Source organism: Stenotrophomonas riyadhensis, from assembly GCF_040256885.1.
Classification (GTDB): Bacteria; Pseudomonadota; Gammaproteobacteria; order Xanthomonadales; family Xanthomonadaceae; genus Stenotrophomonas; species Stenotrophomonas riyadhensis.
In genome coordinates this window covers 2,979,931-3,004,149 of the sequence record NZ_CP155568.1, presented here as the reverse complement: position 1 = coordinate 3,004,149, position 24,219 = coordinate 2,979,931, and the positions used below count along the sequence as shown (strand labels likewise).

At 66.0% G+C, this 24,219-nt stretch carries 21 protein-coding genes; 9 read left to right on the top strand and 12 right to left on the bottom strand.

Going from position 1 to position 24,219, the window contains the following annotated elements:
• Positions 1–4 precede the first annotated feature (4 nt).
• On the bottom strand, positions 5–1,420 hold the full coding sequence (locus SriyCCGPB3_RS14030) for a cupin domain-containing protein (RefSeq protein ID WP_350259439.1): 1,416 nt from the start codon (positions 1,418–1,420) through the stop codon (positions 5–7).
• 736 nt (positions 1,421–2,156) lie between these two features.
• A complete protein-coding gene (gene purB, locus SriyCCGPB3_RS14025; RefSeq protein ID WP_110712836.1) occupies positions 2,157–3,524 on the bottom strand; it encodes an adenylosuccinate lyase in 1,368 nt (455 codons plus the stop codon).
• Positions 3,525–3,818: 294 nt separating this feature from the next.
• On the opposite strand from purB, the gene SriyCCGPB3_RS14020 reads away from it, so the two are divergent.
• On the top strand, positions 3,819–5,252 hold the full coding sequence (locus SriyCCGPB3_RS14020; RefSeq protein ID WP_350259438.1) for a class II fumarate hydratase: 1,434 nt from the start codon (positions 3,819–3,821) through the stop codon (positions 5,250–5,252).
• 104 nt (positions 5,253–5,356) lie between these two features.
• Here SriyCCGPB3_RS14020 and SriyCCGPB3_RS14015 read toward each other — a convergent pair whose 3' ends face one another.
• From SriyCCGPB3_RS14015 to SriyCCGPB3_RS13990, 6 genes are all read right to left on the bottom strand, one after another.
• The gene (locus SriyCCGPB3_RS14015) at positions 5,357–5,782 is read right to left on the bottom strand and encodes a hypothetical protein (protein ID WP_350259437.1); all 426 of its coding nucleotides are present in this window, start codon (positions 5,780–5,782) and stop codon (positions 5,357–5,359) included.
• A 100-nt stretch (positions 5,783–5,882) separates the two neighbouring features.
• Entirely contained in the window at positions 5,883–6,494 is a 612-nt protein-coding gene (locus SriyCCGPB3_RS14010) for a hypothetical protein (protein ID WP_110712834.1), read from the bottom strand.
• A gap of 30 nt (positions 6,495–6,524) precedes the next feature.
• Complete coding sequence (locus SriyCCGPB3_RS14005; protein WP_110712833.1) at positions 6,525–7,412, bottom strand: DUF4097 family beta strand repeat-containing protein; 888 nt, start codon at positions 7,410–7,412, stop codon at positions 6,525–6,527.
• Between the two features lie 25 nt (positions 7,413–7,437).
• Complete coding sequence (locus tag SriyCCGPB3_RS14000; RefSeq protein ID WP_110712832.1) at positions 7,438–8,466, bottom strand: ABC-2 transporter permease; 1,029 nt, start codon at positions 8,464–8,466, stop codon at positions 7,438–7,440.
• Positions 8,463–9,338 carry an ABC transporter ATP-binding protein gene (locus SriyCCGPB3_RS13995; protein WP_180846670.1) on the bottom strand — a complete coding sequence of 292 codons (876 nt, stop codon included), beginning with the start codon at positions 9,336–9,338 and terminating at the stop codon, positions 8,463–8,465. Before SriyCCGPB3_RS13995 ends, SriyCCGPB3_RS14000 begins: the two co-directional genes overlap by 4 nt.
• Entirely contained in the window at positions 9,338–9,697 is a 360-nt protein-coding gene (locus tag SriyCCGPB3_RS13990) for a GntR family transcriptional regulator (protein WP_006453095.1), read from the bottom strand. Before SriyCCGPB3_RS13990 ends, SriyCCGPB3_RS13995 begins: the two co-directional genes overlap by 1 nt.
• Positions 9,698–10,306: 609 nt before the next feature.
• Here SriyCCGPB3_RS13990 and SriyCCGPB3_RS13985 point away from each other — a divergent pair.
• The 6 genes from SriyCCGPB3_RS13985 to SriyCCGPB3_RS13960 all read left to right on the top strand — a co-directional run bounded on the left by SriyCCGPB3_RS13985 (position 10,307) and on the right by SriyCCGPB3_RS13960 (position 16,384).
• Positions 10,307–10,894: a glutathione peroxidase gene (locus SriyCCGPB3_RS13985; RefSeq protein WP_110712829.1), complete on the top strand. Its 588-nt coding sequence runs from the start codon at positions 10,307–10,309 to the stop codon at positions 10,892–10,894.
• 96 nt (positions 10,895–10,990) lie between these two features.
• A complete protein-coding gene (locus tag SriyCCGPB3_RS13980; RefSeq protein ID WP_110712828.1) occupies positions 10,991–11,968 on the top strand; it encodes an FKBP-type peptidyl-prolyl cis-trans isomerase N-terminal domain-containing protein in 978 nt (325 codons plus the stop codon).
• A gap of 23 nt (positions 11,969–11,991) precedes the next feature.
• Positions 11,992–13,341 (top strand): UDP-glucose dehydrogenase family protein, encoded by a 1,350-nt coding sequence (locus SriyCCGPB3_RS13975; RefSeq protein WP_350259436.1) that lies wholly within the window; start codon positions 11,992–11,994, stop codon positions 13,339–13,341.
• A complete protein-coding gene (locus SriyCCGPB3_RS13970; protein ID WP_049445667.1) occupies positions 13,334–13,573 on the top strand; it encodes a SlyX family protein in 240 nt (79 codons plus the stop codon). The genes SriyCCGPB3_RS13975 and SriyCCGPB3_RS13970 overlap by 8 nt, the downstream gene beginning before the upstream one ends.
• 10 nt (positions 13,574–13,583) lie before the next feature.
• Positions 13,584–14,264 carry a DUF2058 domain-containing protein gene (locus tag SriyCCGPB3_RS13965; RefSeq protein ID WP_110712826.1) on the top strand — a complete coding sequence of 227 codons (681 nt, stop codon included), beginning with the start codon at positions 13,584–13,586 and terminating at the stop codon, positions 14,262–14,264.
• Positions 14,265–14,311: 47 nt separating this feature from the next.
• A complete protein-coding gene (locus tag SriyCCGPB3_RS13960) occupies positions 14,312–16,384 on the top strand; it encodes an acyltransferase family protein (protein WP_350259435.1) in 2,073 nt (690 codons plus the stop codon).
• Positions 16,385–16,396: 12 nt separating this feature from the next.
• Here the strand turns inward: SriyCCGPB3_RS13960 and SriyCCGPB3_RS13955 are convergent, their stop codons facing one another.
• The 4 genes from SriyCCGPB3_RS13955 to SriyCCGPB3_RS13940 form a co-directional block, all read right to left on the bottom strand.
• Complete coding sequence (locus SriyCCGPB3_RS13955) at positions 16,397–17,581, bottom strand: MFS transporter (RefSeq protein ID WP_350259434.1); 1,185 nt, start codon at positions 17,579–17,581, stop codon at positions 16,397–16,399.
• A gap of 89 nt (positions 17,582–17,670) precedes the next feature.
• On the bottom strand, positions 17,671–20,355 hold the full coding sequence (metH, locus tag SriyCCGPB3_RS13950) for a methionine synthase (RefSeq protein ID WP_228756408.1): 2,685 nt from the start codon (positions 20,353–20,355) through the stop codon (positions 17,671–17,673).
• Between the two features lie 57 nt (positions 20,356–20,412).
• Positions 20,413–21,504: a homocysteine S-methyltransferase family protein gene (locus SriyCCGPB3_RS13945; protein WP_350259433.1), complete on the bottom strand. Its 1,092-nt coding sequence runs from the start codon at positions 21,502–21,504 to the stop codon at positions 20,413–20,415.
• A 13-nt stretch (positions 21,505–21,517) separates the two neighbouring features.
• Entirely contained in the window at positions 21,518–22,447 is a 930-nt protein-coding gene (locus tag SriyCCGPB3_RS13940) for an ArsR/SmtB family transcription factor (protein WP_053450235.1), read from the bottom strand.
• 153 nt (positions 22,448–22,600) lie between these two features.
• On the opposite strand from SriyCCGPB3_RS13940, the gene SriyCCGPB3_RS13935 reads away from it, so the two are divergent.
• Both SriyCCGPB3_RS13935 and SriyCCGPB3_RS13930 read left to right on the top strand, forming a co-directional pair.
• Entirely contained in the window at positions 22,601–23,749 is a 1,149-nt protein-coding gene (locus tag SriyCCGPB3_RS13935) for an acyl-CoA dehydrogenase family protein (protein WP_097049561.1), read from the top strand.
• 155 nt (positions 23,750–23,904) lie between these two features.
• Entirely contained in the window at positions 23,905–24,168 is a 264-nt protein-coding gene (locus SriyCCGPB3_RS13930) for a hypothetical protein (protein WP_080355173.1), read from the top strand.
• Positions 24,169–24,219: the final 51 nt, after the last annotated feature.

Here is a 24,219-nt window from a genome sequence, read left to right as displayed (position 1 = left end):
CGACTCAGGCGCGGCCAGCACCGCTGTCGTCTTCCTCGTCGTCCTCGAAGTTGACGATGACCTCGATGCCGTCGTCGCGCACGGTCACGGAGTGGACATCGTCGGACACCGCGTCGGCGTCGATCGCATCCACGCGGTCGCGGCCTTCGACGACCTCGCCGAGCACCACGGCATCCTCGCCGTCGTCCTCGTCTTCGGCGTCATAGATCTCGTTCGGGTCGATCAGCTGGAACACGCCGCCGACCAGCAGCTGCTGGACCACGGCACGGCCCTTGTCGGACAGGCCGCGATAGGCGGCGGCATCGAGCTGTTCGGCGCCAGCCAGGCGCTGCGCGTCCTTCACCGGCAGCGCGAAGTCCTGGCCGCTGACGTACAGGCTGGCGCCGCGCTTGGCCCGGCGCCAGGCCAGGCGTGCCCACGGGTGGCGCTGCAGCAGCAGGCCCGAGGCCAGGGCCTGGACTACTTCTTCCTGTGCCGGTGCGGCCTGGTGGGCCATCACTTCGCCGGCGGCGCGGTAGGTGGTGATGAAGCGACCGAACCAGTCACCCAGCTTGTCCGGGTCGTTCATGCGGATGGCGTTGAGGGCGGTGATCACCCGCGCCATCGCCACCGTGTCGATTTCGTTCGGGTCGGCCGGCACCTTCAGGTCGGCGTCCTGGTAGCGGATGTTCTCGTCGGCATCCGCGATCAGGGTGTCCAGGTAGTCGCTGATCAGCTCGGCCGAGGACGGCGCGCGCATGCCGAACGAGAAGGTCAGGCACGGGTCTTCGGCCACGCCGTGGTGCGGCACGTTCGGCGGCAGGTACAGCATGTCACCCGGCGCCAGCACCCAGTCGTGGGTCGGCTTGAACACCTTCAGCAGCTTCAGCTCCACGTCCGGGCGGAAGCCCAGCGGCGGCTGCTTGCCATTGATCGATTCGCTGGCATCGATCTGCCAGCGGCGGTGGCCATGGGCCTGCAGCAGGAACACGTCGTACTGGTCGACATGGGCGCCGACCGAGCCGCCGGTGGCGGCGAAGCTGATCATCACGTCATCCATGCGCCAGCGCGGCAGGAAGCGGAAGTGCTCGATCAGGGCGCGCACGTCCGGGTCCCACTTGTCCACGTCCTGCACCAGCAGGGTCCAGTCGTGGTCGGGCAGGGCGGGGAACACGTCTTCCTGGAACGGGCCGGTGCGCACGCGCCAGCCGTCCTGGGTCTTGTCGTGCTCGATCAGGCGTGCCAGCACGCCTTCCTCGCAGGCCAGCCCGGCCAGGTCTTCCGGCTGCACCGGGGTCTGGAAGTCCGGGAAGGCATTGCGGATCAGCAGCGGGCGCTTCTGCCAGAAGTCGCGCAGGAAGGTGGCCGGCGCCATGCCCAGCGGCTGGCCGGGGCGGGCGGTGACTTCGATCAGGGGGGCGGAGGACTTGCGGGCGGCCATGGGGGAATCCTTGCAGCGGAAAGCGGGAGGGGCGGCACGGCGGGCCGCCTGAGATCTCCATTGTCCGCCGTTCGTCGGGATTGCGCACGTGCGCGGGTTTGTCGCGGGGTCTCCGGCCAACGGCGGAGCCCCTCGTGGCGGGGGCTGGTCGCGTAAAGCGCTGGCTTCATGGGCTGGGCCGGGCGGGGTGGGTTCGCGGGACACGCCGTAAACCCATCCCTGGGGGCTCGATGGCGCCATCCATGGCGCCAACGGTCCCGCGAACCCACCCCGCCCGGCCCCTGACAGTTTCCTGCGCGGCTCGCCACGGAATGGAAGAAAAAAAGCAAGGCAAACGCGGGTCGCGCGCTGCGCTTGCTCATGCTCCTGTAGAGCCGAGCCCATGCTCGGCTTGCTGTTGGAACAAGCAGCCGAGCATGGGCTCGGCTCTACAATCAGCCCAAAACAACAGAGGGACGCGGCGAAGCCGCGTCCCTCTCAAATTCCGTCCTGACAACCCAATGCTCTTCGATCCGTCACCGGAAATCTGTCAGAGGTGGGGCGGGATGGGCCAGCGGGACCGTTGGCGCCATGGATGGCGCCATCGAGCCCCCAGGGATGGGTTTACGGCGTGTCCCGCTGGCCCATTCCGACCCGACCAGCTAGCAGCAATCCAGAGCCGCTCTTGACGTTGATGTTGCTGTTGCAGTTGCCTGCCGCAGGCAGCGCCCGCGGCCGCCGCCGCAAAGGAAACCCCTTAGATCTTCTTCGCCAGCGACTCGGCCAGACCGGTGTAGCTGCCCGGGGTCATCTCCAGCAGACGCTGCTTCGCATCCGCCGGCAGCTCCAGCCCCTGCACGAACGCACGCATCGACTCGGCCGTGATGCCCTGGCCACGGGTCAGCGCCTTCAGCTGCTCGTACGGGTTCGGCAGGCCGTGGCGGCGCATCACCGTCTGCACGGCTTCGGCCAGCACTTCCCAGGCCGCGTCCAGATCGGCGTCCAGGCGCTGCGGGTTCACTTCCAGCTTGCCCAGGCCCTTGGCCAGCGAATCCAGCGCCACCTGGCTGTGGCCGAACGCGGTGCCCAGCGCACGCAGCACGGTGGAATCGGTCAGGTCACGCTGCCAGCGGCTGATCGGCAGCTTCGCGCTGAAGTGCTCGAACAGCGCGTTGGCGATGCCGAAGTTGCCTTCCGCATTCTCGAAGTCGATCGGATTGACCTTGTGCGGCATCGTCGACGAGCCGACTTCGCCTTCCTTCAGGCGCTGCTTGAAGTAGCCCAGCGAAACGTAGCCCCAGATGTCACGGGCCAGGTCGATCAGGATGATGTTGGCGCGGCGTGCGGCATCGCCGATCTCGGCGATGTTGTCGTGCGGCTCGATCTGCGTGGTGTACGGGTTGAACACCAGGCCCAGGCCGGTCACGAAGCGCTCGGCGAAGGCCGGCCAGTCCACGTCCGGGTAGCTGGCGATGTGGGCGTTGTAGTTGCCCACCGCGCCGTTGATCTTGCCGGTCAGTTCGACCGCGGCGATCTGCCTGCGCTGGCGTTCCAGGCGGGCGACCACGTTGGCCAGTTCCTTGCCCAGGGTGGTCGGCGAGGCGGTCTGGCCGTGGGTGCGCGACAGCATCGGCTGGCCGGCCTGGGCGTGGGCCAGGCTGCGCAGGCTGTTGGCGATGCCGTCCAGGGTCGGCAGCAGCACCTCGCGGCGGGCCTGTTCCAGCATCAGGCCGTAGCTGAGGTTGTTGATGTCTTCGCTGGTGCAGGCGAAATGCACGAATTCCAGCGCCGGGGCCAGCTCGGCGTCGTCCTTCAGCTGTTCCTTGATGAAGTACTCCACCGCCTTGACGTCATGGTTGGTGGTGCGCTCGATTTCCTTCACGCGCGCGGCCTGGGCCGGGCTGAAGCTGGCGGCCAGGGCGCGCAGGCGGGCGACGGCGGCGTCGGAGAACGGGGCCAGTTCGACGATGCCCGGCTCGGCAGCCAGGGCCAGCAACCACTCCACTTCGACCGTGATGCGGGCCTTGATCAGGCCGTACTCGGAGAAGATCGGGCGCAGGGCGTCGACCTTGCCGGCATAGCGGCCATCGAGCGGGGACAGGGCGAGCAGGGCGGAATCGGACATGTCGGCAGGGCTGGGGCGAGCGGCGGGGGCCATATTCTACGACGTGCCGGTGAGGTAGTGCCGGCCGCTGGCCGGCAACCACGCCCGGCCCACGACTCCATGGATTGCCGGCAAGCGGCCGGCACTACCCCTTGCGCGTGCAGATCGGCCGTGCAGACGGAACGATCTGGCCCGTCCTCGTCATCCCACGCTATCGGCAAGGGAGTATCGTGGGCGCAGCCGCCAGCCCGGGAAGCGACACCCTGCCAGCCGCCGCTTCCCTTTCCCCAACTGAAGTAGTGCGGAGTTGATGCAATGAGCAAAGCTGCAAGCAAGGGTTTCAGAATCGAACACGACAGCATGGGCGAGCTGCAGGTACCTGCGGACGCTCTGTGGGGCGCGCAGACCCAGCGCGCCGTGCAGAATTTCCCGGTGTCGGGCCAGCGCATGCCGCGCGGTTTCATCCGCGCCCTGGGCCTGGTCAAGGGCGCCGCCGCCGGGGTCAACGCCGAGCTGGGCCACCTGCCGAAGAATGTGGCCAAGGCCATCCAGACCGCTGCTGCCGAAGTGGCCGCCGGCAACTGGGACGCGCAGTTCCCGATCGACGTCTACCAGACCGGTTCGGGCACCTCCTCGAACATGAATGCCAACGAGGTCATCGCCACCCTGGCCAACCGCGCGGGCAAGGCCGGCAAGACCGCGGTGCATCCCAATGACCACGTCAACCAGGGCCAGAGCTCCAACGACGTGATTCCGACCGCGTTGCGCGTGTCGGCGGTACTGGCCGCGCATGAGCAGCTGCTGCCGGCGCTGGTGCACCTGCGCAAGACCCTGGACAAGAAGGGCCGCAGCCTGCGCAAGGTGGTCAAGACCGGCCGCACCCACCTGATGGATGCGATGCCGCTGACCTTCGAGCAGGAATTCGGCGCGTGGTCGGCGCAGCTGGCGTCGGCGCAGGAGCGTATCGAAGACAGCCTCAAGCGCGTGCGCCGGCTGCCGCTGGGCGGCACCGCCATCGGCACCGGCATCAATGCCGATCCGCGCTTCGGTGCACAGGTAGCCAAGGCACTGAAGCAGCAGACCGGTTTCAAGTTCGACAGTGCCGAGAACAAGTTCGAAGGCCTGGCCGCGCAGGATGATGCGGTCGAACTGTCCGGCCAGCTCAATGCACTGGCGGTGGCGCTGATCAAGATCGCGAATGATCTTCGCTGGATGAATGCCGGTCCGCTGGCCGGGCTGGGCGAGATCGAACTGCCGGCACTGCAGCCGGGCAGCTCGATCATGCCGGGCAAGGTCAATCCGGTGATTCCGGAAGCCACCGTGATGGCCTGCGCGCAGGTGATCGGCCACCATACCGCGATCACCGTGGCCGGCCAGACCGGCAACTTCCAGCTCAACGTCACCCTGCCGCTGATCGCGGTGAACCTGCTCGATGGCATCGGCCTGCTGGCCAACGTGTCCACCCTGCTGGCCGACAGTGCGATCGCCGGGCTGAAGGTGCGCGAGGACCGCGTTGCCGAAGCGCTGGCGCGCAACCCGATCCTGGTCACTGCACTTAACCCGATCATCGGTTACGAGAAGGCAGCTGCGATCGCCAAGCGTGCGTACAAGGAACAGCGCCCGGTGCTGGATGTGGCGCTGGAGGACAGTGGCCTGGAAGAAGCCGAGCTGCGCCGCCTGCTGGACCCGACGGCGCTGACCGCTGGCGGCATCCAGGCTGGTGGTGGTGGCGGCGGCGCCGGCGGTTGATCGGCCGGTTGTAGAGTCGAGCCATGCTCGACTGTTGTTCCGGAGTCGAGCATGGCTCGACTCTACAGAAAGCAGAAACGCCGCCCTTGGGCGGCGTTTCTGCTTCAGCGACGGTCGGCGACGATGTTGCCGAAGGTGTCGGTGTAGTCCTTGAACTCCGGGATGCGCTGGATCAGGTCCGCCGGAATCACCTCCATGCCTTCCGGCGGCTGGATCTTCACCGGCTGCATGTTGGGATCGGCCGGCGCGGCCACCAGGGTGTTCTGGCGCAGTACCTGCAGCTTGCCGAACATCGTCTGCAGCATCTGCTTCTGTCCGTCGTCCAGCGGAATCTGGATCTCGTCCACCTTCATCGTGCCATCGCCGAGGATGATGATGTTCGGTGCCGGCGGGCGGCGCACGGTGACCATGCCGTCGCTGACGGAAATCTTGGGCTTGCCGCGCTCGGCGCGATGGTTGCGGTAATCCTTGTCACAGCCGGCCAGGCCCAGGCAGAGCAGGGCGACCAGCAGCAGGAACAACTTCTTCATGGCATTCGGTTCGGGGGCATCCGGGGCCACCATTGTAAGCCGGCCAGTGCGACGCGGCCGGCCGTGGAACACCACGACCGGCCGGGTGCGCTGATTTGTCTCACTTCGAGAACGTGACCGAGTTGTTCTTGCCGCAGTCGTCCACGTCGCTCTGGTCCATCGTTGCGTACGGCTTGAAGGCCGGCAGCTCGCGCGCCAGGGCCTGCTGGCTGGCCAGCATCGCCGGCAGGCGTTCGCAGATGCGCTTGGCCTGCGCCTCGATCTTCGCGGCTTCGGCGTTGATGCGCTTCTCCACGCCTTCGCTGTCGCCGCTGAAGATGCCCTTCAGTGCTTCACCGGCCGCATTGGCTCCCAGCTTGGCGCCGGCCAGGCCGACATCCATGCCGTCCATCGCGATGGCCACCACGTGGCCACGGTACTCCTGCAGGTGGCGGCGCTGGGTGTCGTTGGCGGTGATTTCCTTGCCCGCGATCAGCAGGCGGCCATCCGGGGTGATTTCCGCGCGTGGCTGCTGGTCGGCGGAGATCTTGATATTGCCCTCGGCGATGTCCTTGCGGGCATCGTCCATGGCTTCCTTGACAGTCTGGCCGACGCCGCTGGTGGCTTCGGCGACGCTCTTGCCGACGGTCTTGTCGGACGAGGACGAGGTGCCGCCGCAAGCGATCAGCGGCAGGCACAGCAGGGTGGCAGGCAACAGGCGCAACAGGTTCATGGTGGTCCCCTGGAGGTGTCTGGAAGAGGATTACTTGCTGCGCGGCAGGGTGACCTTGCCGCTGACATTGCGATGATCGACGTCACCGCTGCCGCTGTGGTCGACGGTCAGGCTGCCGCCTACGCCGTCGACCTGGATGTCGCCCGAGCCGTGGCTGCGGACGTGTACGTTGCCACCGATGTCGGCCAGGTCGACGCCGCCGGAGCCGACCACGCCCACCTCGACACTGCCTTTCACCCGCTTGAACTCGATATCGCCCGAGCCCACGGTGTCCAGCCGCGCGTTGCCACGCACATCGGTGATCTTCAGGTCACCGGAGCCCACGGTACCGGTGCTGGCATCACCGCTGATGTTGCGCACGTTGACATCGCCGGAGCCCAGTGACAGCAGGTTCAACGAAGTGCCGCCATCGATGTTGAGGTCGCCCGAACCCACCGCGGCGTGGATGCTGCCACGGGTGCCGCGGGCCACGGCATCACCGGAACCCACGTCCACGCTCAGCGACTGCGCGTTCTCCACGCTGGCATCGCCCGAGCCGACCTTGAGCTGCAGCGGCAGGTTGTCCGGCACGCTGCCGCGGACGTCCAGCCAGGCGTAACTGTTGCCGATGCTGATGCTGGGCGAGCGACCTTCGCGGCGCAGGCTGACCACCAGCTTGTCACCGACCCTGCGCTGGTCCAGTACCAGCTGGTCCAGCCATTCCTGGCTGGAGGCGCAGGCACGCCCTTCCAGCTGACCGCCGCCGGCGCTGGCGGTGATCTTCAGGTCATGCTGGTTGACCTCGAATACCACCGCCTTGGCACCGGCCAGGTCCAGCTTCAACGTGCGGGCAGCGGTGAACTTGCAGTTCTGGGCATCGGCGGCCAGGGCCGACAGCGGCAACAGCAACAACGCAGTACAGGCGAGCAGGGAACGCATGGGTGGTGCCTCCGGGTGGATGGAATCAGATCTCGCCGGCGCGCTTGCGCAGGCGGATGGCGAGGAAGATGAACACTGCACCGACAGCGGCGCCGATCCACAGTTCCGGCATCGCCAGCGACTTCAGCTGCGAGGCCGGGGACATCAGGCTGACCACCGAGTCCAGGTCGCGGCGCGACGCTTCGTTGGCGCCGAGGCGATACAGCAGGTCCATGCCAGGTACGCCGCCCAGCAGCAGGCGGCCGACGATGTTCTGCCAGAACCAGCCGGTGCTCAGGCCGACCAGCGGCATGATCTTGGTGGTGCTGACGATGACGCCGGCAAACAGCGGCAGCATCACCGCCCACAGGAACGGCTTGCTCTTGGCCCAGGCCGAGCACAGCAGCAGCCAGCCGGCGGTGGGCAGGGCCCACAGGGCATAGACCGGAATCCAGGCGAGGTGGCCGGCGGCCAGGGTCAGCGGGCTGGCCGGCCCCCAGATCAGCGCCATCGGGCTGCCACCGTGCACCAGCGCGACAATGCTGATGATCAGCATGAAGCCGAACATGGTGATGATGCCGGCGATCACTGCGATCAGCGGCGCCACGATCAGTGCGCTGATCACCTTGGACAGCACGGTCTGGGTATCCGACAGCGGCAACGACTTCCAGAACAGGATGCTGCGGTCGCGGCGATCGTCGTACAGGGCGCCCAGGCAGTAGAAGAACACGACGAAGGCCAGTACCAGGAATGGCCACGCCGAGCTGAGCACCAGGGTCAGGTCCAGGCCATTGCCGAGATCGGCCAGATCCTTGCCGTCGATGTTGCGGGTGAGCAGCGCCAGGTCCAGGCCGTTGACGTTCACGCTTTCGCCGTCGACATGCAGTGCACCGTTGCGCGCTGCACGGTTCAGCGCGAACAGGCCGAAGGCGATGCCGACGGTGCTCATCACCAGCGAGATCAGGCCGGCGATCAGCGGGGCATACAGGAAACCGCCGCGGTTCTCCCAGTACTCGCGCTTGAGCAGCCAGCGCAGGGTGCCCAGCGGGCTGACGGGGTGGTTGACGGCATTCATGCGTAGGTCCCCTTCATGATGGCGACGAACAGGTCGGCCAGGCCCGGGATGCGGGTCTCGCCGAGAGTGGAGAGCTGGGCACGCGGCACGCCATCGAACAGCATCACGGTCTTGCCGAACGCCAGGCTGCGCTCGTCGATCGGTTTCAACGCGCGGGCCGTTTCGAGCTGGTCGGCATTGACCAGCAGTTCGGTGTAGCGCTGGCCGACCTCGTCCATTTCCGCATCGAGCACGATGCGTCCATCACGGATGAACATCACGTCGCTGAGGATGTGCTCGATCTCTTCCACCTGGTGGGTGGTGACGATGATGGTCTTCTGTTCGTCGAAATAGTCTTCCAGCAGGCGCTGGTAGAACTCCTTGCGATAGAGGATGTCCAGGCCCAGGGTGGGCTCGTCCAGCACCAGGATGCGGGCATCGATGGCCATCACCAGTGCCAGGTGCAGCTGCACGATCATGCCCTTGGACAGCTCGCGCACGCGCTGCTTCGGCTGCAGCTTGGTGTTGGCCAGGAAGCGTTCGCAACGGGCGCGGTCGAAGCGCGGGTGGACGCCGGCGACGAAATCGATCGCCTCGCGGACCTTCAGCCAGCGTGGCAGCACGGCGACGTCGGCGATGAAGCAGATGTCCTTCATCAGTTCGTCGCGGTGCAGCCGCGGGTCGCGGCCGAGCACGCTCAGGTCGCCTTCCACCGAGGTCAGGCCAAGGATGGCCTTCAGTGCAGTGGTCTTGCCGGCGCCGTTGGGGCCGATCAGGCCGACGATGCGCCCGCTCGGAATGCTGAAGCTGGCATTGTCGAGGGCAACGGTGGTCTTGTAGGCCTTGCGCAGGCCTCGGGCGGTGATGATCGATTCGCTTGCAGTGCTATTCATCAGACTTTCCCCTGGGGCAGCAATTCATCAAGGCTCAGGCCCAGGCGCTGGATGCGCTCCAGGACCGCCGGCCATTCTTCGTTGAGGAAGCGGTCGCGCTCGCTGCTGCGCAGCTGCGTGGCCGCCTGCTCGGTCATGAACATGCCCAGGCCGCGGCGCTTCTCGACCAGGCCTTCGTCAGCCAGTTCCTGGTAAGCGCGCGAAACGGTGATGGGGTTGAGCTGGTAGTCGGCGGCCACCTGGCGCACCGAAGGCAGGGCGTCGCCCGGCTTGAGGATTCCGTCGAGCATCATGGCGATCACGCGCTCCTTCAACTGACGGTAGATGGGAGCGCCGTCGCTCCACTGGATGTCGCTCATATTCAGCTCCGTGGGGTCAGCGGCTGTGCGAACGAGAAATACGGCATGGACAGGGAGCTGTGCAGCCGACGCGGGGGAGAGGGGGGGGAGGGATCGGCGTTCCCTGCCGGAGAGGCGGTCGCGTCCTGCGCACTGTCAGCGGAGTCGGGGAGGCTGGGCGCGGCCAACCAGGCCAGCACGATCAGGGTCGAAACAGCAGCGGCCGCGGGTGCGGTGAGGTTGCGACGGATCCGGGCGTTCATGGCTTCCCCCTGTCTCAGGTGACTGGTGTTGTATGCAACTATAACACCGGCACGCCTACGTGCAACCCCTTGCCGGCCCCAACTGATGGCAGGGGTGGTCAGATGACTGAAACTTCAATTTATGTGATTGATTTGGAAGGGAAATAAAACTGTCGCAGATGCCGATCCAGGCCGGCCTTCCATTCAGTGATGTCCATGCTATGTCATCGCGACGCCGTCGATGGCGCCCGGGCAGTGCAATCGCCACGCCGCGCAAAGCCCGGATGGGCCTGTGCCATCAGGGGCGCCGAAGCCCGGTGCTATAGTTCGGTCGATTCCCGGCCGGCAGTGGCCGGGCCTGGTGAATGGCTACTGCGGACCCCTCCTGATGCCCCTGTCGACCGTTTCCCCGCGCCGCCTGCGCGGCCTGTCCCTGTTGGCCCTGCTGGTGGCCGGCGTCGCCGGTTCCGCCAGCGCGCTGGCGGCCGATCTGCTCGACCTGGACTACCGGCCGCTGGCCAGCAAGCAGCAGGTCAACCTGCAGCAGCGCTACCACGGCCAGGTACTGCTGGTGGTCAACACCGCCAGCAAATGCGGCTACACCCCGCAGTACGAAGGACTGGAGGCGCTGCAGAAGCGCTATGCAGGCCGGGGCTTCGCGGTGCTGGGCTTCCCGTCCAACGACTTCAAGGGCCAGGAGCCGGGTGACGAGAAGCAGATCCAGGACTTCTGCACGCTGACCTATGGCGTCAAGTTCCCGATGTTCGAGAAGGTGCATGTGGTTGGTGCTGAGGCTACGCCGCTGTACCAGCGCCTGACCGCGGCCACCGGCGTGGCGCCGGGCTGGAATTTCCACAAGTACCTGGTCGGCCGCGACGGCAAGGTCATCGCCCAGTTCGCCAGCAAGGTGACGCCGGACGATCCGCAGCTGACGGCTGCCATCGACAAGGCGCTGGCCGCAGCGGCCACGCATTGATATCCGGCACGGATGCCTCGACATCGACGGCATGCGTGCGACAATGTTTCTTTTCGCGCCGACGTCGGCGCCCAGACACTTCCAGGAATGCAGCGAATGAAGATGGGAATGCGCGGCGCCGCGGCGTCGGTTCTGATTCTGGCGATGGGCACTTCGGGTGTCGCTCTGTCGCAACAACCGGCTGCCCCCGCAGCCGCCAAGGAGACCGCAACCTTGAATTCCCCCAAGCAGAAGCTCGGCTACGCCATCGGCCTGGACGTGGCCAAGTCGTTCACCCCGATCGCCGATGAGATCGACGTTGCCGCCCTGCGCACCGCTGTGGAGCGTTCGTTCGAAGGCCTGCAGCCGCAGATCACCCAGGAACAGGCCAAGGCCACCGATGCCGCGCTGCGCCAGGTCGTGATGGCCCGCAGCGGCCAGCAGGTGCCGGGCATGGCGCCGGGTTCGGAGCCGCCGAAGGTCGACCGCGTCAAGGTGTCGCAGATGATCGGTTCCTACTCGGTAGGCCCGTCGCTGGCGCAGCTGAAGGACGACATCGACGTCGCCTCGCTGTTTGACGCGATCAGCACCGGCCTGAGCAAGGGTCAGCCGAAGATGACGGAAGCCGACGCGACCGCCACCATCCAGGCCTTCATGGGCAGCAAGCAGGCTGAAATGCAGGCCAAGGCTGCCGCCGCCGCGCAGACCAACCGTGAGGAAGGCAATGCGTTCATGGCCAAGAACAAGACCCAGCCGGGCGTGGTGACCACCGCGTCGGGCCTGCAGTACCAGGTCATCCGCCCGGGCAGCGGTGAGCGTCCGCTGCCGAGCAGCAAAGTGCGCGTGAACTATGAAGGCAAGCTGCTCAACGGCACCGTGTTTGACAGCTCCTATGGCCGTCAGCCGGCCGAGTTCGGTCTGGACCAGGTGATCAAGGGCTGGACTGAAGGCGTCGCACTGATGCCGGTCGGTTCGAAGTACCGCTTCTGGATCCCGGGCAACCTGGCCTATGGCGAGAATGGCACCCCGGGTGGCCCGATCGGCCCGAACGCGACCCTGACGTTCGACGTCGAGCTGCTGGGCGTTCTGCCGTAAGTCATCCAGGAGCGAATACGGATATGCGCGTTGCGATTTTTGGTACCGGTTACGTTGGACTGGTGACCGGTACCTGCCTGGCCGATGTTGGTCATCAGGTGGTCTGTGTCGATATCGACCAGGCCAAGGTGGATGGCCTCAACCAGGGCATCATTCCGATCTATGAACCCGGCCTGGAGCCGATGGTGAAGGCCAACCATGCCGCAGCGCGGCTGGCGTTCACCACGGATGCCGCGGCCGCCATCGATCATGGCCAGGTGGTGTTCATCGCCGTTGGTACGCCGCCGGATGAGGATGGCAGTGCCGATCTTCAATACGTGCTTGCCGTAGCCCGGACCATTGGTCGGCACATGAGCGTGCCGACCGTGGTGGTGAACAAGTCGACGGTGCCGGTCGGCACCGCCGACAAGGTGCGTGCCGCCATTGCCGAAGAGCTGGCCGCGCGTGGCGCGGACATCGCCTTCGACGTGGTGTCCAACCCGGAATTCCTGAAGGAAGGCGATGCGGTTGCGGACTGCATGCGCCCGGACCGCATCATCATCGGTGCGGCGAACGAAGAGTCGGTGGCGGTGATGCGCCGCCTGTATGCGCCGTTCAACCGCAACCACGACCGCGTGGTGGAAATGGATGTGCGTTCGGCCGAGCTGACCAAGTACGCGGCCAACGCGATGCTGGCGACCAAGATTTCGTTCATGAATGAAATCGCCAATATCGCCGAACGCGTGGGTGCCGACGTCGAGCAGGTCCGCCAGGGCATTGGTTCGGATCCCCGCATCGGCTGGCACTTCATCTACCCGGGCGCCGGTTACGGCGGCTCGTGCTTCCCCAAGGACGTGCAGGCGCTGGCCCGCACCGCCCAGCAGTACGGCCTCGAGCCGAAGCTGCTGAACGCGGTGGAGGCGGTCAATGATGCGCAGAAGGGCCATCTGTTCGCTCTCATCCAGCGCCATTACGACAGGGGCGAGGACGAAGGCGTGCGCGGCAAGACCTTTGCCGTGTGGGGCCTGGCGTTCAAGCCGAACACCGACGACATGCGCGAAGCCTCCAGCCGTCGCCTGCTGGCGCAGCTGTGGGAAGGCGGTGCGACGGTGCGTGCCTACGATCCGGAGGCGATGCACGAGTCGCAGCGCATTTTCGGCGAACGCGATGACCTGGTGTTCTGCAACAGTGCCGATGAAGCGCTGCAGGGTGCCGACGCGCTGGTCGTGGTGACCGAGTGGAAGCAGTTCCGCAGCCCCGACTTCCAGAAGCTGCGCGAGCAGCTGAAGGATGCGGCGGTGTTCGACGGGCGCAACTTGTACGAACCGGCCGAAGTGGAAGCTGCAGGCCTGGCCTACTACGGCATCGGCCGGGGACGTTCGCTGCATGTCTGATCTACCGTCCGAACGCGAGCAGGCGCTGGAAGCGCGCCTGGTCGAGCTGGAAATGCGCGTGTCCTTCCAGGAACAGGCGCTGGCCGAACTGAGCGATGCGCTGGCGGACGCCCGCATGCAGGGCATGCGCAACGCCGATGTGCTGCGCGTGCTGCTGGAAGACCTGGGCAAGGTCCGCAACGCACTCAATTCTTCCGATCCGGCGAGCGAACCGCCGCCGCCGCACTACTGATCCGAATCCTATGAGCGATACCCTCCGCGACCAGCTGATGGGCCTGGGCTTCAAGCCGGCGCCCAAGCCCGAGCGCAAGAATGATGGCCCCCGCCGCGATGGCCGCCCGCAGGGCAAGGGTGGCAATGGCAATGGAAAGCCGCAGGGCGCCGGCAAGGGCGAGCACAAGCCCGGTGAGCGCCGTGGGCAGGGCCATGGTGGTCCGGGCAAGCCCGGTGGTCAGCGTGGCCAGGGCCAGCACGGCCCGCGCAAGCCGCGCAGTGCCGAAGAGATGGACCTGGCCAAGGCCTATGCCATCCGCGCGCAGCGGGAGAAGGAAGAGCGCATCGAGACCGAGCGCCTGAAGCAGGAAGAAGCGCGCGTGCGTCGCGAGGCGAAGGCCAAGCTGGAAGAACTGCTGAAGGACAAGAGCCTCAATGCCGAAGCGGCGGACATTGCCCGTCACTTCCCGTATGGCGGCAAGATCAAGCGCATCTATGTGACTGCCGAACAGTTGACCGCGCTCAACGCCGGTGAACTGGGCGTGGTCCAGCTCAATGGTCGCTACCTGCTGGTGACTGCCGAGGTGCTGGCACAGTCCGAGGCAGTGTTCGCCGCATCGGTGGCGCTGAAGGTCGATCCGAATGCGCCGGCCGAGGAAGATCCCTACGCGGACCCGCAATACCAGGTGCCGGACGACCTGGTCTGGTAAATGCGTGAGCGCTGCGGTGCATTGCCGCCGCGTCCTTGGGGGAACGGATGAGCGCTGATCCAAGTCGTGGCTACGTGCCGCACATCGACGGCCTGCGCGCGATCGCCGTGCTGGCCGTCATCGTGTTCCATCTTGATCCGGCCTGGTTGCCGGGCGGGTTCACCGGCGTAGACGTGTTCTTCGTCATCTCCGGTTTCGTGGTCAGCGCCTCGGTACACCGGCTGCCGCCGTTGTCGCTGTGGCAGTCGATGCTGCGCTTCTATTCGCGCCGTATCCGCCGCATCGCACCTGCGCTGATCAGCTGCCTGCTGTTGACCGCTGTGGCGAGCGTGCTGTTCATTCCCGAGTCCTGGCTCAGTGAAGCCAGCGACAAGACCGGCCTGATGGCGTTCTTCGGCTTCAGCAACTGGGTACTGGCGGTGATCGGCAACGATTACTTCGCGCCCAGGGCCGAATTCAATCCCTACACCCATACCTGGTCGCTGGGCGTGGAAGAGCAGTTCTACCTGCTGTTCCCGCTGCTGTTCCTTGCCTGGGCGCGCAGCGTGCGTGGGCGTTGGATCAGCCTGGGCCTGTTCGCAGTGGTCAGTGCGGCGTCGTTGCTGCATGCCGCTATGCTGGGCCTGCGCGAGGTGCCGCCGTCGTGGGCGTTCTATGCCACCAGCACGCGGTTGTGGCAATTGGGCGTTGGCGTGCTGTTGTTCCAGTTGCTGCATGTGCGCGAATCGCTGGATCCAGTGACGGGGGCGGCACTGAAGCGCGCCGCCCCCGTGTTTTCGCTGCTTGCGCTGGCGGCACTGGCGCTGTTGGGCTGGGCGTTGTGGACTGCACGGGCAGGGCATTCGCCGTGGCCCGATGGTCTGCTGCCGACCTTCGCTGCCGCAGGTCTGCTGTGGGCGCTGCATCATCATCCGCAGGCCTGGGTGGCACGCCTGCTGGCCAGTCGGCCGATGCGCTACATCGGCCTGCTGTCGTACTCACTGTATCTGTGGCACTGGCCGGTGTTCGTGCTGATGCGCTGGACCGTGGGCCTGCAGACACCGTTGCAGATGACCGCTGCGCTGGCGCTGGTGCTGCTGCTGTCGTGGCTGTCGTGGCGCTGGGTGGAACAACCATTCCGTGGCGGATTGGCGCAGCGTCTGCGCCCGGGGCGTTGGGTGCTGGCCGGCGCGGCCGTGCTGCTGGTGGCGGCTGGCACCCAGACCCTGCTGTACCTGCAGGCGCCACGGATATCACTGAGCACGGTCAGCCGGCATCCGGCCGACTGGTATCCCAACGGCAAGAGCGTTGCAGGCGATTATCCGGATTGTGCACTGGTGACGGGCAAACAGCGCTTCGCGGGTGGCAGCATGCGGACCTATGCCCGTGGGGCCTGCGAACGGCCGCTGTCGGCGGGCGCGCCGAAGCGGGTCTTCGTTGCCGGTGATTCGCATGCGATGGCCTACATCGAGCTGCTGCAGCGGCTGGCACTTGAGACCGGCTCGGAGGTCGTCCTCTACGGGCGAGGTGGATGCCCGCAGGTAAGCCTGCAGAAGTGGCGTGGCGCGGGTGCCGGTTGCAGTGATTTCGACGCAGCGGTGCTCGCCGACGTCACGCGACGAGCGCAGCCAGGTGATGCCGTGGTACTGGTCTCACTGCGGATACCGCGCTTGTCCGACCAGTTTGTGTTGTTCGACGCGCAGGCACAGCTGGCGGGCGAGCTGACCCCGGAAGCCGCCGCAGGGCGTGAGGCCGACGTGGCCGAGGCGATCCTCCAGTGGAAGCCGTTGGCCGAGCGCGGCGTACGCATCGTACTGGAGGCCCCCAAGCCGGTATTGCCGGCGCCGCCCTACCGCTGTTCGGACCGCTTCAACGCGCGCAACGAGATCTGCCGCAACGGCCTGGACAGCACGCGCGAGGCGATGGAGACGCTGCGGGCGCCGATGCTGGGCAGCCTGCGGAAGGTGGCTGATGGCCTGCCGGGCGGCGTGCTGTGGGATCCGATGCCGGTGCTGTGCGACGACGTGCTGTGCCCGGCGCAGCGCGATGGCCGGCCGCTGTTCTTCGATGGCGACCACCTCAGCGCGCACGGCAACCGGGTGCTGCTGCCGTCGCTGCAGCGGGTGCTGCTGCAGCGCTGATCCTGCGCATGGTCAGTGCGCGTGACGGCGCTGTTTCGCGCGGATCAGTGGCAGGCTCAGGGCGAAGAAGCACAGCAGGGCGCCGACCAGGGCGAAGCCGCTGCCGGCCAGGAACGCCGTGCGGCCATCATCGATCTTCCATAGCTGGCCGGCAATGAGCGCACCCAACACGCCACCGACACCGGACGAAAAGCCATATAGCAGGCCCTGGCCATGGCCGTTGAGGCGGCCCGGGAAATAGGTCGCCAGCATCTGCATGGCTGCGGCGAAGAAGGCCGCAAAGCCCAGCGCGTGCGCGGTCTGCGCCAGCAGCATCACCGGCAGGTTCTCCGGGAACAATGCGGTCACCGCCCAGCGCAGGCAGGAGCTGACCAGCGCGATCAGCAGCATCCAGCTGGCGTCGTAGCGGCGGAAGAAACGGCCGATGGTGAAGAACACACCCACTTCGAACACCACGCCGATGGTCCACAGCAGGCCGAGCGTGGATGTGCGGTAGCCGTGATGGTCCATGTAGACCGAGAAGAACGTGTAGTACGGCCCGAACGAGAGCTGTTCCATGAAGGCGGCCAGGAAGAACGCCAACACTGGCGGCCGCCGCACGATCTGCCAGAAGCCGCTGGCGTCGCCCTCGGCTTTGCCGATGCCGCGTGCGTAGTGGTTGCTGAAGGCGGATGCGACCAGCAGGACGAACAGTGGCAGCATCATCCACGGCAGCAGCCCGGCGTGGCTGGTCGTGCCGTCGCCTTCAATCAGCCACCCGAACAGGGTGACGACGGCGATGAAGCCGAGCGAGCCCCAGACCCGGATCAGGCCGTAGCGATGGCTGTCACTGCCGAGATGGGTGAGGGTAATCGATTCGAACTGCGGCATCACCGCGTTGTAGAAGAAGCAGAACACCACCATCGCCGGGTACATCCATGGCTGCGGCAAGGGCAACAGGAAGGCGGCGAAGCTGATCAGGGTCAGGATGCAGCCGATGCGCAGCAGGCGGATCGGCCGTGGCGAGGCTGCCGCCAGCGAGGTCCAGGTGCTGGGCGCGACCACGCGCGTGGCATACCACAGGCCCATCATCACGCTGATCGCGGTCACGCTCATCCCGCGCGCGGTCAGGAACAGGCTCCAGTACGGAGTGAACGCGCCAAGTGCCGCGTAATAGAACAGGTAGAAGCTGGAGAGCCGGGCAACGGGGACAGTCATCGCGGAATGATGAAGCAAAAAGGGGACGGAGGGGATTAAGTCGTTTGTGCCGCAAGCGACTTAATCCCCTCCGTCCCCTTTTTTTTGTGTCATTCGGGGTCGTAGTCGAGGTTGGAGGCGAGCCAGCGCTCGGCCTGGGCGCGGTCCACGCCCTTGCGCCGGGCGTAGTCGCTGACCTGCTCGCGGCTGAGGCGGCCGACCACGAAGTACTGGCTCTGCGGATGGCTGAAGTAGTAGCCCGAAACGGCTGCCGTAGGCAGCATCGCGAAGCTCTCGGTCAGTTCCATGCCGGCGTTGGCTTCGGCCTGCAGCAGGTCGAAAAGGCGCCGTTTCTCGCTGTGCTCCGGGCATGCCGGGTACCCTGGCGCCGGGCGGATGCCACGGTACTGCTCGTCGATCAAGGCTTCATTGTCCAGCGTTTCGGCGCGCTCATGGCCCCAGAATTCGGTACGCACGCGCTGGTGCAGGCGCTCGGCCAGCGCCTCGGCGAAGCGGTCGGCGAGGGCCTTCAGCAGGATCGCGTTGTAGTCGTCATGCTCGGCCTCGAAGCGCGCGACATGCGCGTCGATGCCGATACCGGCGGTGACAGCGAAGGCGCCGATCCAATCCTGCCTGCCGCTGTCGGCCGGGGCGATGAAATCGGCCAGGCAGAAGTCCGGGCGCTCGGCCGGCTTGTCCACCTGCTGGCGCAGGAAGTGCAGCGTGGTCTCGCCCAGCGGGTGCTGCACGCGCACGTCGTCGCCGATGCTGTTGGCCGGCCACAGGCCGAACACGGCCTTGGCGGTCAGCCATTTCTCGCTGACGATGCGCTCGAGCATCGCGCGGGCGTCCTTGTACAGATCGCTGGCCTGGGTACCGACGATCTCGTCGGTGAGGATGGCCGGGAACTTGCCGGCCAGCTCCCAGGCCTGGAAGAACGGCGTCCAGTCGATGTAGTCGACCAGTTCGGCCAGCGGGTAGTCGTCGAATATGTGCAGGCCGGGCTGGTCCGGTGCCGGTGGTGTGTAGCTGTCCCAGCCGCCCTGGAATTTCTGCCCGCGCGCGTGTTCCAGCGAAACCAGGCGTTTGGCATCGCCACGGTTGCGATGCCGCGCGCGGATCTCGGCATAGTCGGCCTCGTTGGCGGCGACGAAGGCCTCGCGCAGGTCACGCGAGATCAGCGACTGGGCTACGCCGACCGCGCGCGAGGCGTCCTTCACCCACACCGTAGGCGCTTTGTAGTGCGGGTCGATCTTCAGCGCGGTATGCGCGCGCGAGGTGGTGGCGCCGCCGATCAGCAGCGGCAGGTTGAAACCCTGGCGCTCCATCTCGCGGGCGACGTGGCTCATCTCCTCCAGCGAGGGAGTGATCAGCCCGGACAGGCCGATCAGGTCGGCGTTGTGCTCGCGCGCGGCATCGAGAATCTTCTGCGCCGGCACCATCACGCCAAGGTCGACCACCTCGAAGTTGTTGCAGGCCAGGACCACGCCGACGATGTTCTTGCCGATGTCATGCACATCACCCTTCACCGTGGCCATGATGATCTTGCCGTTGCTCTTGGCGGTGTCGCCACTGCGCGCCTTCTCGGCCTCGATGTAGGGCAGCAGATAGGCCACGGCCTTCTTCATCACGCGCGCGGATTTCACCACCTGCGGCAGGAACATCTTGCCGGCGCCGAACAGGTCGCCGACCACGTTCATGCCATCCATCAACGGACCTTCGATCACGTCCAGCGGGCGGCTGGAGGCCTGCCGGGCCAGCTCGGTGTCTTCCTCGACGAAGGCATCCAGGCCATGCACCAGCGCATGCGCCAGGCGCTGCGCCACCGGCTTGCCGCGCCAGGCCAGGTCTTCGGTCTTCGCCGCGCCCTTCTTGCCCTTGTAGCGCTCGGCGATCTCCAGCAGGCGCTCGGTGGCATCACTGCGGCGGTTGAGGATCACATCCTCCACGCGCTCGCGCAGCTCCGGTTCCAGTTCGTCGTAGATCGGCATCGCGCCGGCGTTGACGATGCCCATGTCCATGCCGGCGGCAATGGCGTGGTACAGGAACACCGAGTGGATGGCCTGGCGAACCGTTTCATTGCCACGGAACGAGAACGAGACGTTGGAAACACCACCGGACACATGGCAGTGCGGCAGCGTCTGCTTGATGATGCGGGTGGCTTCGATGAAGTCCACTGCATAGTTGTCGTGCTCTTCGATGCCGGTGGCGACGGCGAAGATGTTCGGGTCGAAGATGATGTCCTGCGGTGGGAAGCCGATCTCGTCAACCAGGATGCGGTAGGCGCGGGTGCAGATCTCGACCTTGCGTGCACAGGTATCGGCCTGGCCGCTTTCGTCGAAAGCCATCACCACCGCTGCGGCACCGTAGCGCAGCACCTTGCGTGCGTGCTCGCGGAACAGCGCCTCGCCTTCCTTCAGCGAGATCGAATTGACCACGCTCTTGCCCTGCAGGCACTTCAGGCCGGCCTCGATCACGCTCCACTTGGAGGAGTCGACCATCACCGGAATACGGGCGATGTCCGGCTCGGACATGATCAGGTTGAGGTAGCGGGTCATCGCCGCTTCCGAATCAATCAGGCCCTCGTCCATGTTGACGTCGAGGATCTGCGCGCCGCTGGCCACCTGCTGGCGGGCCACGTCCACCGCTTCTTCGTAGCGGCCTTCCTTGATGAGCTTGCGGAACTGCGCGCTGCCGGTCACGTTGGTGCGTTCGCCGACGTTGATGAACAACAGGTCCGGGGTGATGACCAGCGGTTCCAGGCCGGACAGGCGGGTAGGGCGGACAGGCGTCATGGCAGGCGTCGGCTCAGCAGCAATAGGGCGGGAAGTGCGGAACGGTGGCGGCGACATTCATGCAGCCTGCTCCTGGACACGGGGCAGGGCGCGCGGCGGCAGCCCGGCTACGGCCTCGGCGATTGCGCGGATATGGTCAGGGGTGGAGCCGCAGCAGCCACCGACCAGGTTCAACAGGCCATCCTCGGCGAAACCGCGCAGTGTACTGGCCATGTCCTCGGGCGTCTCGTCGTACTCGCCGAAGGCATTGGGCAGGCCTGCGTTGGGGTGCGCGCTGACGTAGCAGTCGGCGACCTGCGAAAGGGTTTCCACGTGCGGGCGCATCGCATCGGCACCCAGCGCGCAGTTCAGGCCGATCGACAATGGACGCGCATGCGCGAGCGACGCGTGGAAGGCCTCGGCGGTCTGCCCGGACAGGGTGCGTCCCGATGCATCGGTGATGGTGCCGGAGATCATCACCGGCAACCGTGCGCCACGCGCATCGAAGGCTTCTTCCAGTGCATACAACGCGGCTTTCGCGTTGAGGGTGTCGAAGATGGTCTCGACCATGAGGGTGTCGGCCCCACCGTCGATCAGGCCTTCGATGGCTTCGCGATAGGTGTCGCGAAGTTCGTCGAAGCTGGTGTTGCGGAAGCCCGGATCGTTGACATCGGGGCTGATCGAGGCGGTGCGGCTGGTCGGGCCGATCACCCCGATCACGAAGCGCGGCTTGCCCGGCGTGGTTGCGGCCACGGCGTCGCAGCAGGTACGGGCGACCGCAGCACCGGCCTTGTTCAACTCGTACACCAGGTGCTCGAGGTGGTAGTCGGCCTGGCTGACCGACGTGGCGTTGAAGGTGTTGGTTTCGACCAGATCCGCACCGGCGTCCAGGTAGGCGGTGTGGATGTCGGCGATGACCTGCGGTCGGGTCAGCAGCAGTAGATCGTTGTTGCCCTTCAGGTCATGGCCTTCCTGCACGGCGTGGTCGCAAGCGGGGCCATGCACATGATCGTAGCCACCGGCGAAGCGCTCGCCACGGTAGTCGTCTTCCTGCAGGCCATGGCGCTGGATCATGGTGCCCATTGCGCCGTCGATGATCAGGATCCGCTCACGCAGGGCGTCGAGCAGGGCGTTGGCACGATCAGGATGCAGCCAGGGCAGGGCGGACATGGCGGTCTCGGCGTCAGGGCTTGTTGGCGATCAGTGAAATCACTTCAAAATGCGGCGGGCGCTTCTCGCGGGTAACCGTCTCCAGGCTGGATACCTGCAGGCCGGCCTTGTCGACGAATCTGCGCAGTTCCTTGTCGCTGAAGCCGAGGTTGACGTGGCCGTAGGCCTCCACCGCCGCCTTGTGCTCGTGGCGGGCCAGGCTGCACAGCAGCAGGCGGCCGCCAGGGCGCAGCACGCGCGCGGCTTCGGTGACCGCCTGCGCCGGTTTGCTGGCGTAGGTCAGCGCGTGCATCAGCACCACCAGGTCGAAGCTGCCGTCCTTGAAGGGCAGGGCATGCATGTCGCCCTCGCGCACTTCCACGTTGGGCAGGCGGCGCAGGCGTTCGCTGGCGGCAGCAACCACGCGCGCGCTGGTATCGATGCAGATGTAGCGCTTGGCATGCGGGGCGACCAGTTCGGCCAGCACGCCGTCGCCGGAGGCGATGTCGAGCACGTCGCCGGTCTCAAGCAGCGGCAACGCGGTACGCGCGAGGGCTTCCCAGGTGCGGCCCGGGGAGTAGTGGCGCTCCATGTCGCCGGCCACGCTGTCGGCCCAGTTCTGGTCGGCGGCACGGTGGGCCAGCACGGCGGCAACCCGTTCAGCGTCCTGCCGCAGCAGCGGGTCGTCGCTTCCGTTGCTCAAGGCATGCCACAATGCGCGCTGCGCCGGGTCCAGCTGGGCCTCGTCGAAGCGGTAATAGGCCGACACGCCGGCACGGCGGTCACGGACCAGGCCGGCTTCCTTCAGGCGCGCCAGGTGGGTGGACACGCGTGGCTGCGCCAGGCGGGTGATCGCCGACAGTTCGGCCACGGTCAGCTCTTCCTGCTCCAGCAGCGCCAGCAGGCGCACGCGGGTCGCATCGGCGAACACCTTGAGGCGGGTCGACCAATCTTCCAGATCCATAAATATCTACCTATCGCGATATAGAGATATATTCGCCGAGAAGGCCTTCCGCGGTCAAGTCGCTGGCGTACGGAAACTGGCGGGCCCCGGTACAATCGAGGCACCTGGGCGCGCGGTGCGCGGCCCATAACTTCATGTACCCGGGAGGGTGTTGTGGATTTCAGCTTTACTGAAGAGCAGTTGATGCTGCAGGACGTGGCGCGGCGCATCGCGCAGGAGAAGATCGGCCCGAGCGCGGAGCACCATGACCGCACCGGCGAGTTCCCGCTGGACAACATCCGCCTGCTGGGCGAGAACGGCCTGATGGGCATCGAAGTGCCGACCGAATACGGTGGCGCGGGCATGGACCCGGTGGCGTACGTGCTGGCGATGGTGGAGGTCGCCGCCGCCGACGCTGCCCACTCGACCATCATGTCGGTCAACAACTCGCTGTTCTGCAACGGCATCCTCACCCACGGTACCGAGGAACAGAAGCAGAAGTATGTGCGCGCCATCGCCGAAGGCGAGGCCATCGGCGCGTTCGCGCTGACCGAGCCGCAGTCCGGTTCGGACGCCACCGCCATGCGCTGCCGTGCAGTGAAGCAGGCCGATGGCACCTTCGTCATCAACGGCAAGAAGAGCTGGATCACCTCCGGCCCGGTGGCCAAGTACATCGTGCTGTTCGCGATGAGCGAGCCGGACAAGGGCGCGCGCGGCATTACCGCATTCCTGATCGATACCGACAAGGCGGGCTTCGGCCGTGGCAAGACCGAACCGAAACTGGGCATTCGTGCCTCGGCCACCTGCGAGATCGAGTTCAACGATTACGTGGCACAGGCTGAGGATGTGCTGGGCCAGGAAGGCGAAGGCTTCAAGATCGCCATGAGTGTGCTCGATGCCGGTCGCATCGGCATCGCCTCGCAGGCCATCGGCATCGCCCGGGCCGCGTATGAAGCGACCCTGGAATACGTGAAGGAGCGCAAGGCCTTCGGCGCGGCCATCGGCACCTTCCAGATGACCCAGGCCAAGATCGCCGACATGAAGTGCAAGCTGGACGCAGCGCTGCTGCTGACCCTGCGCGCTGCGTGGGTGAAGGGCCAGGGCAAGCGCTTCAGCACCGAAGCGGCAGTGGCCAAGCTGACGGCCTCGGAAGCGGCGATGTGGATCACCCACCAGGCCGTGCAGATCCACGGCGGCATGGGGTACTCGAAGGAAATGCCGCTGGAGCGCTACTTCCGTGATGCCAAGATCACCGAGATCTACGAGGGCACCTCGGAGATCCAGCGCCTGGTGATCGCCCGCAACGAGACCGGGCTGCGCTGAGTTCGACCGGCCGCGCCGCTGCAACGGCGGCGCGGCCAGTAGATCCACGCCATGCGTGGATACACGGTCTTCTTGGCCGAGCGATACCCGATCTGGTCCAATGCAAGCCGGTTTTTACGCGGTCTGCAAAGATGATCTATCGAGGTTGGGGATTCATGACGCTGGTGACGCCGATTGCAGCCATCCTGCTGCTGGCGTACTTCTTTCCGCATGAAGGCTCCAGGGGCAACACGCCGCTGCCCCAGGTTCTGTTGGGTGCAGGCATCGGCGCAGCGGTGAACGTATTGCTGGGTTTGTGGCTCAACCGTGCGCCCCGGCAGAAGGGTATGGCTGCACCCCATCATTTCTTCTTTGTGCCGATGCAATGGGCTGCATTGGCTCTCGTGGTGGTATGCGTGGTGGTTGCGCTGCTGCGCTGAGACGCCGGCTTGGCATGCGCCAACCTTGGTTGGCATGGATCCAGCGGCGCC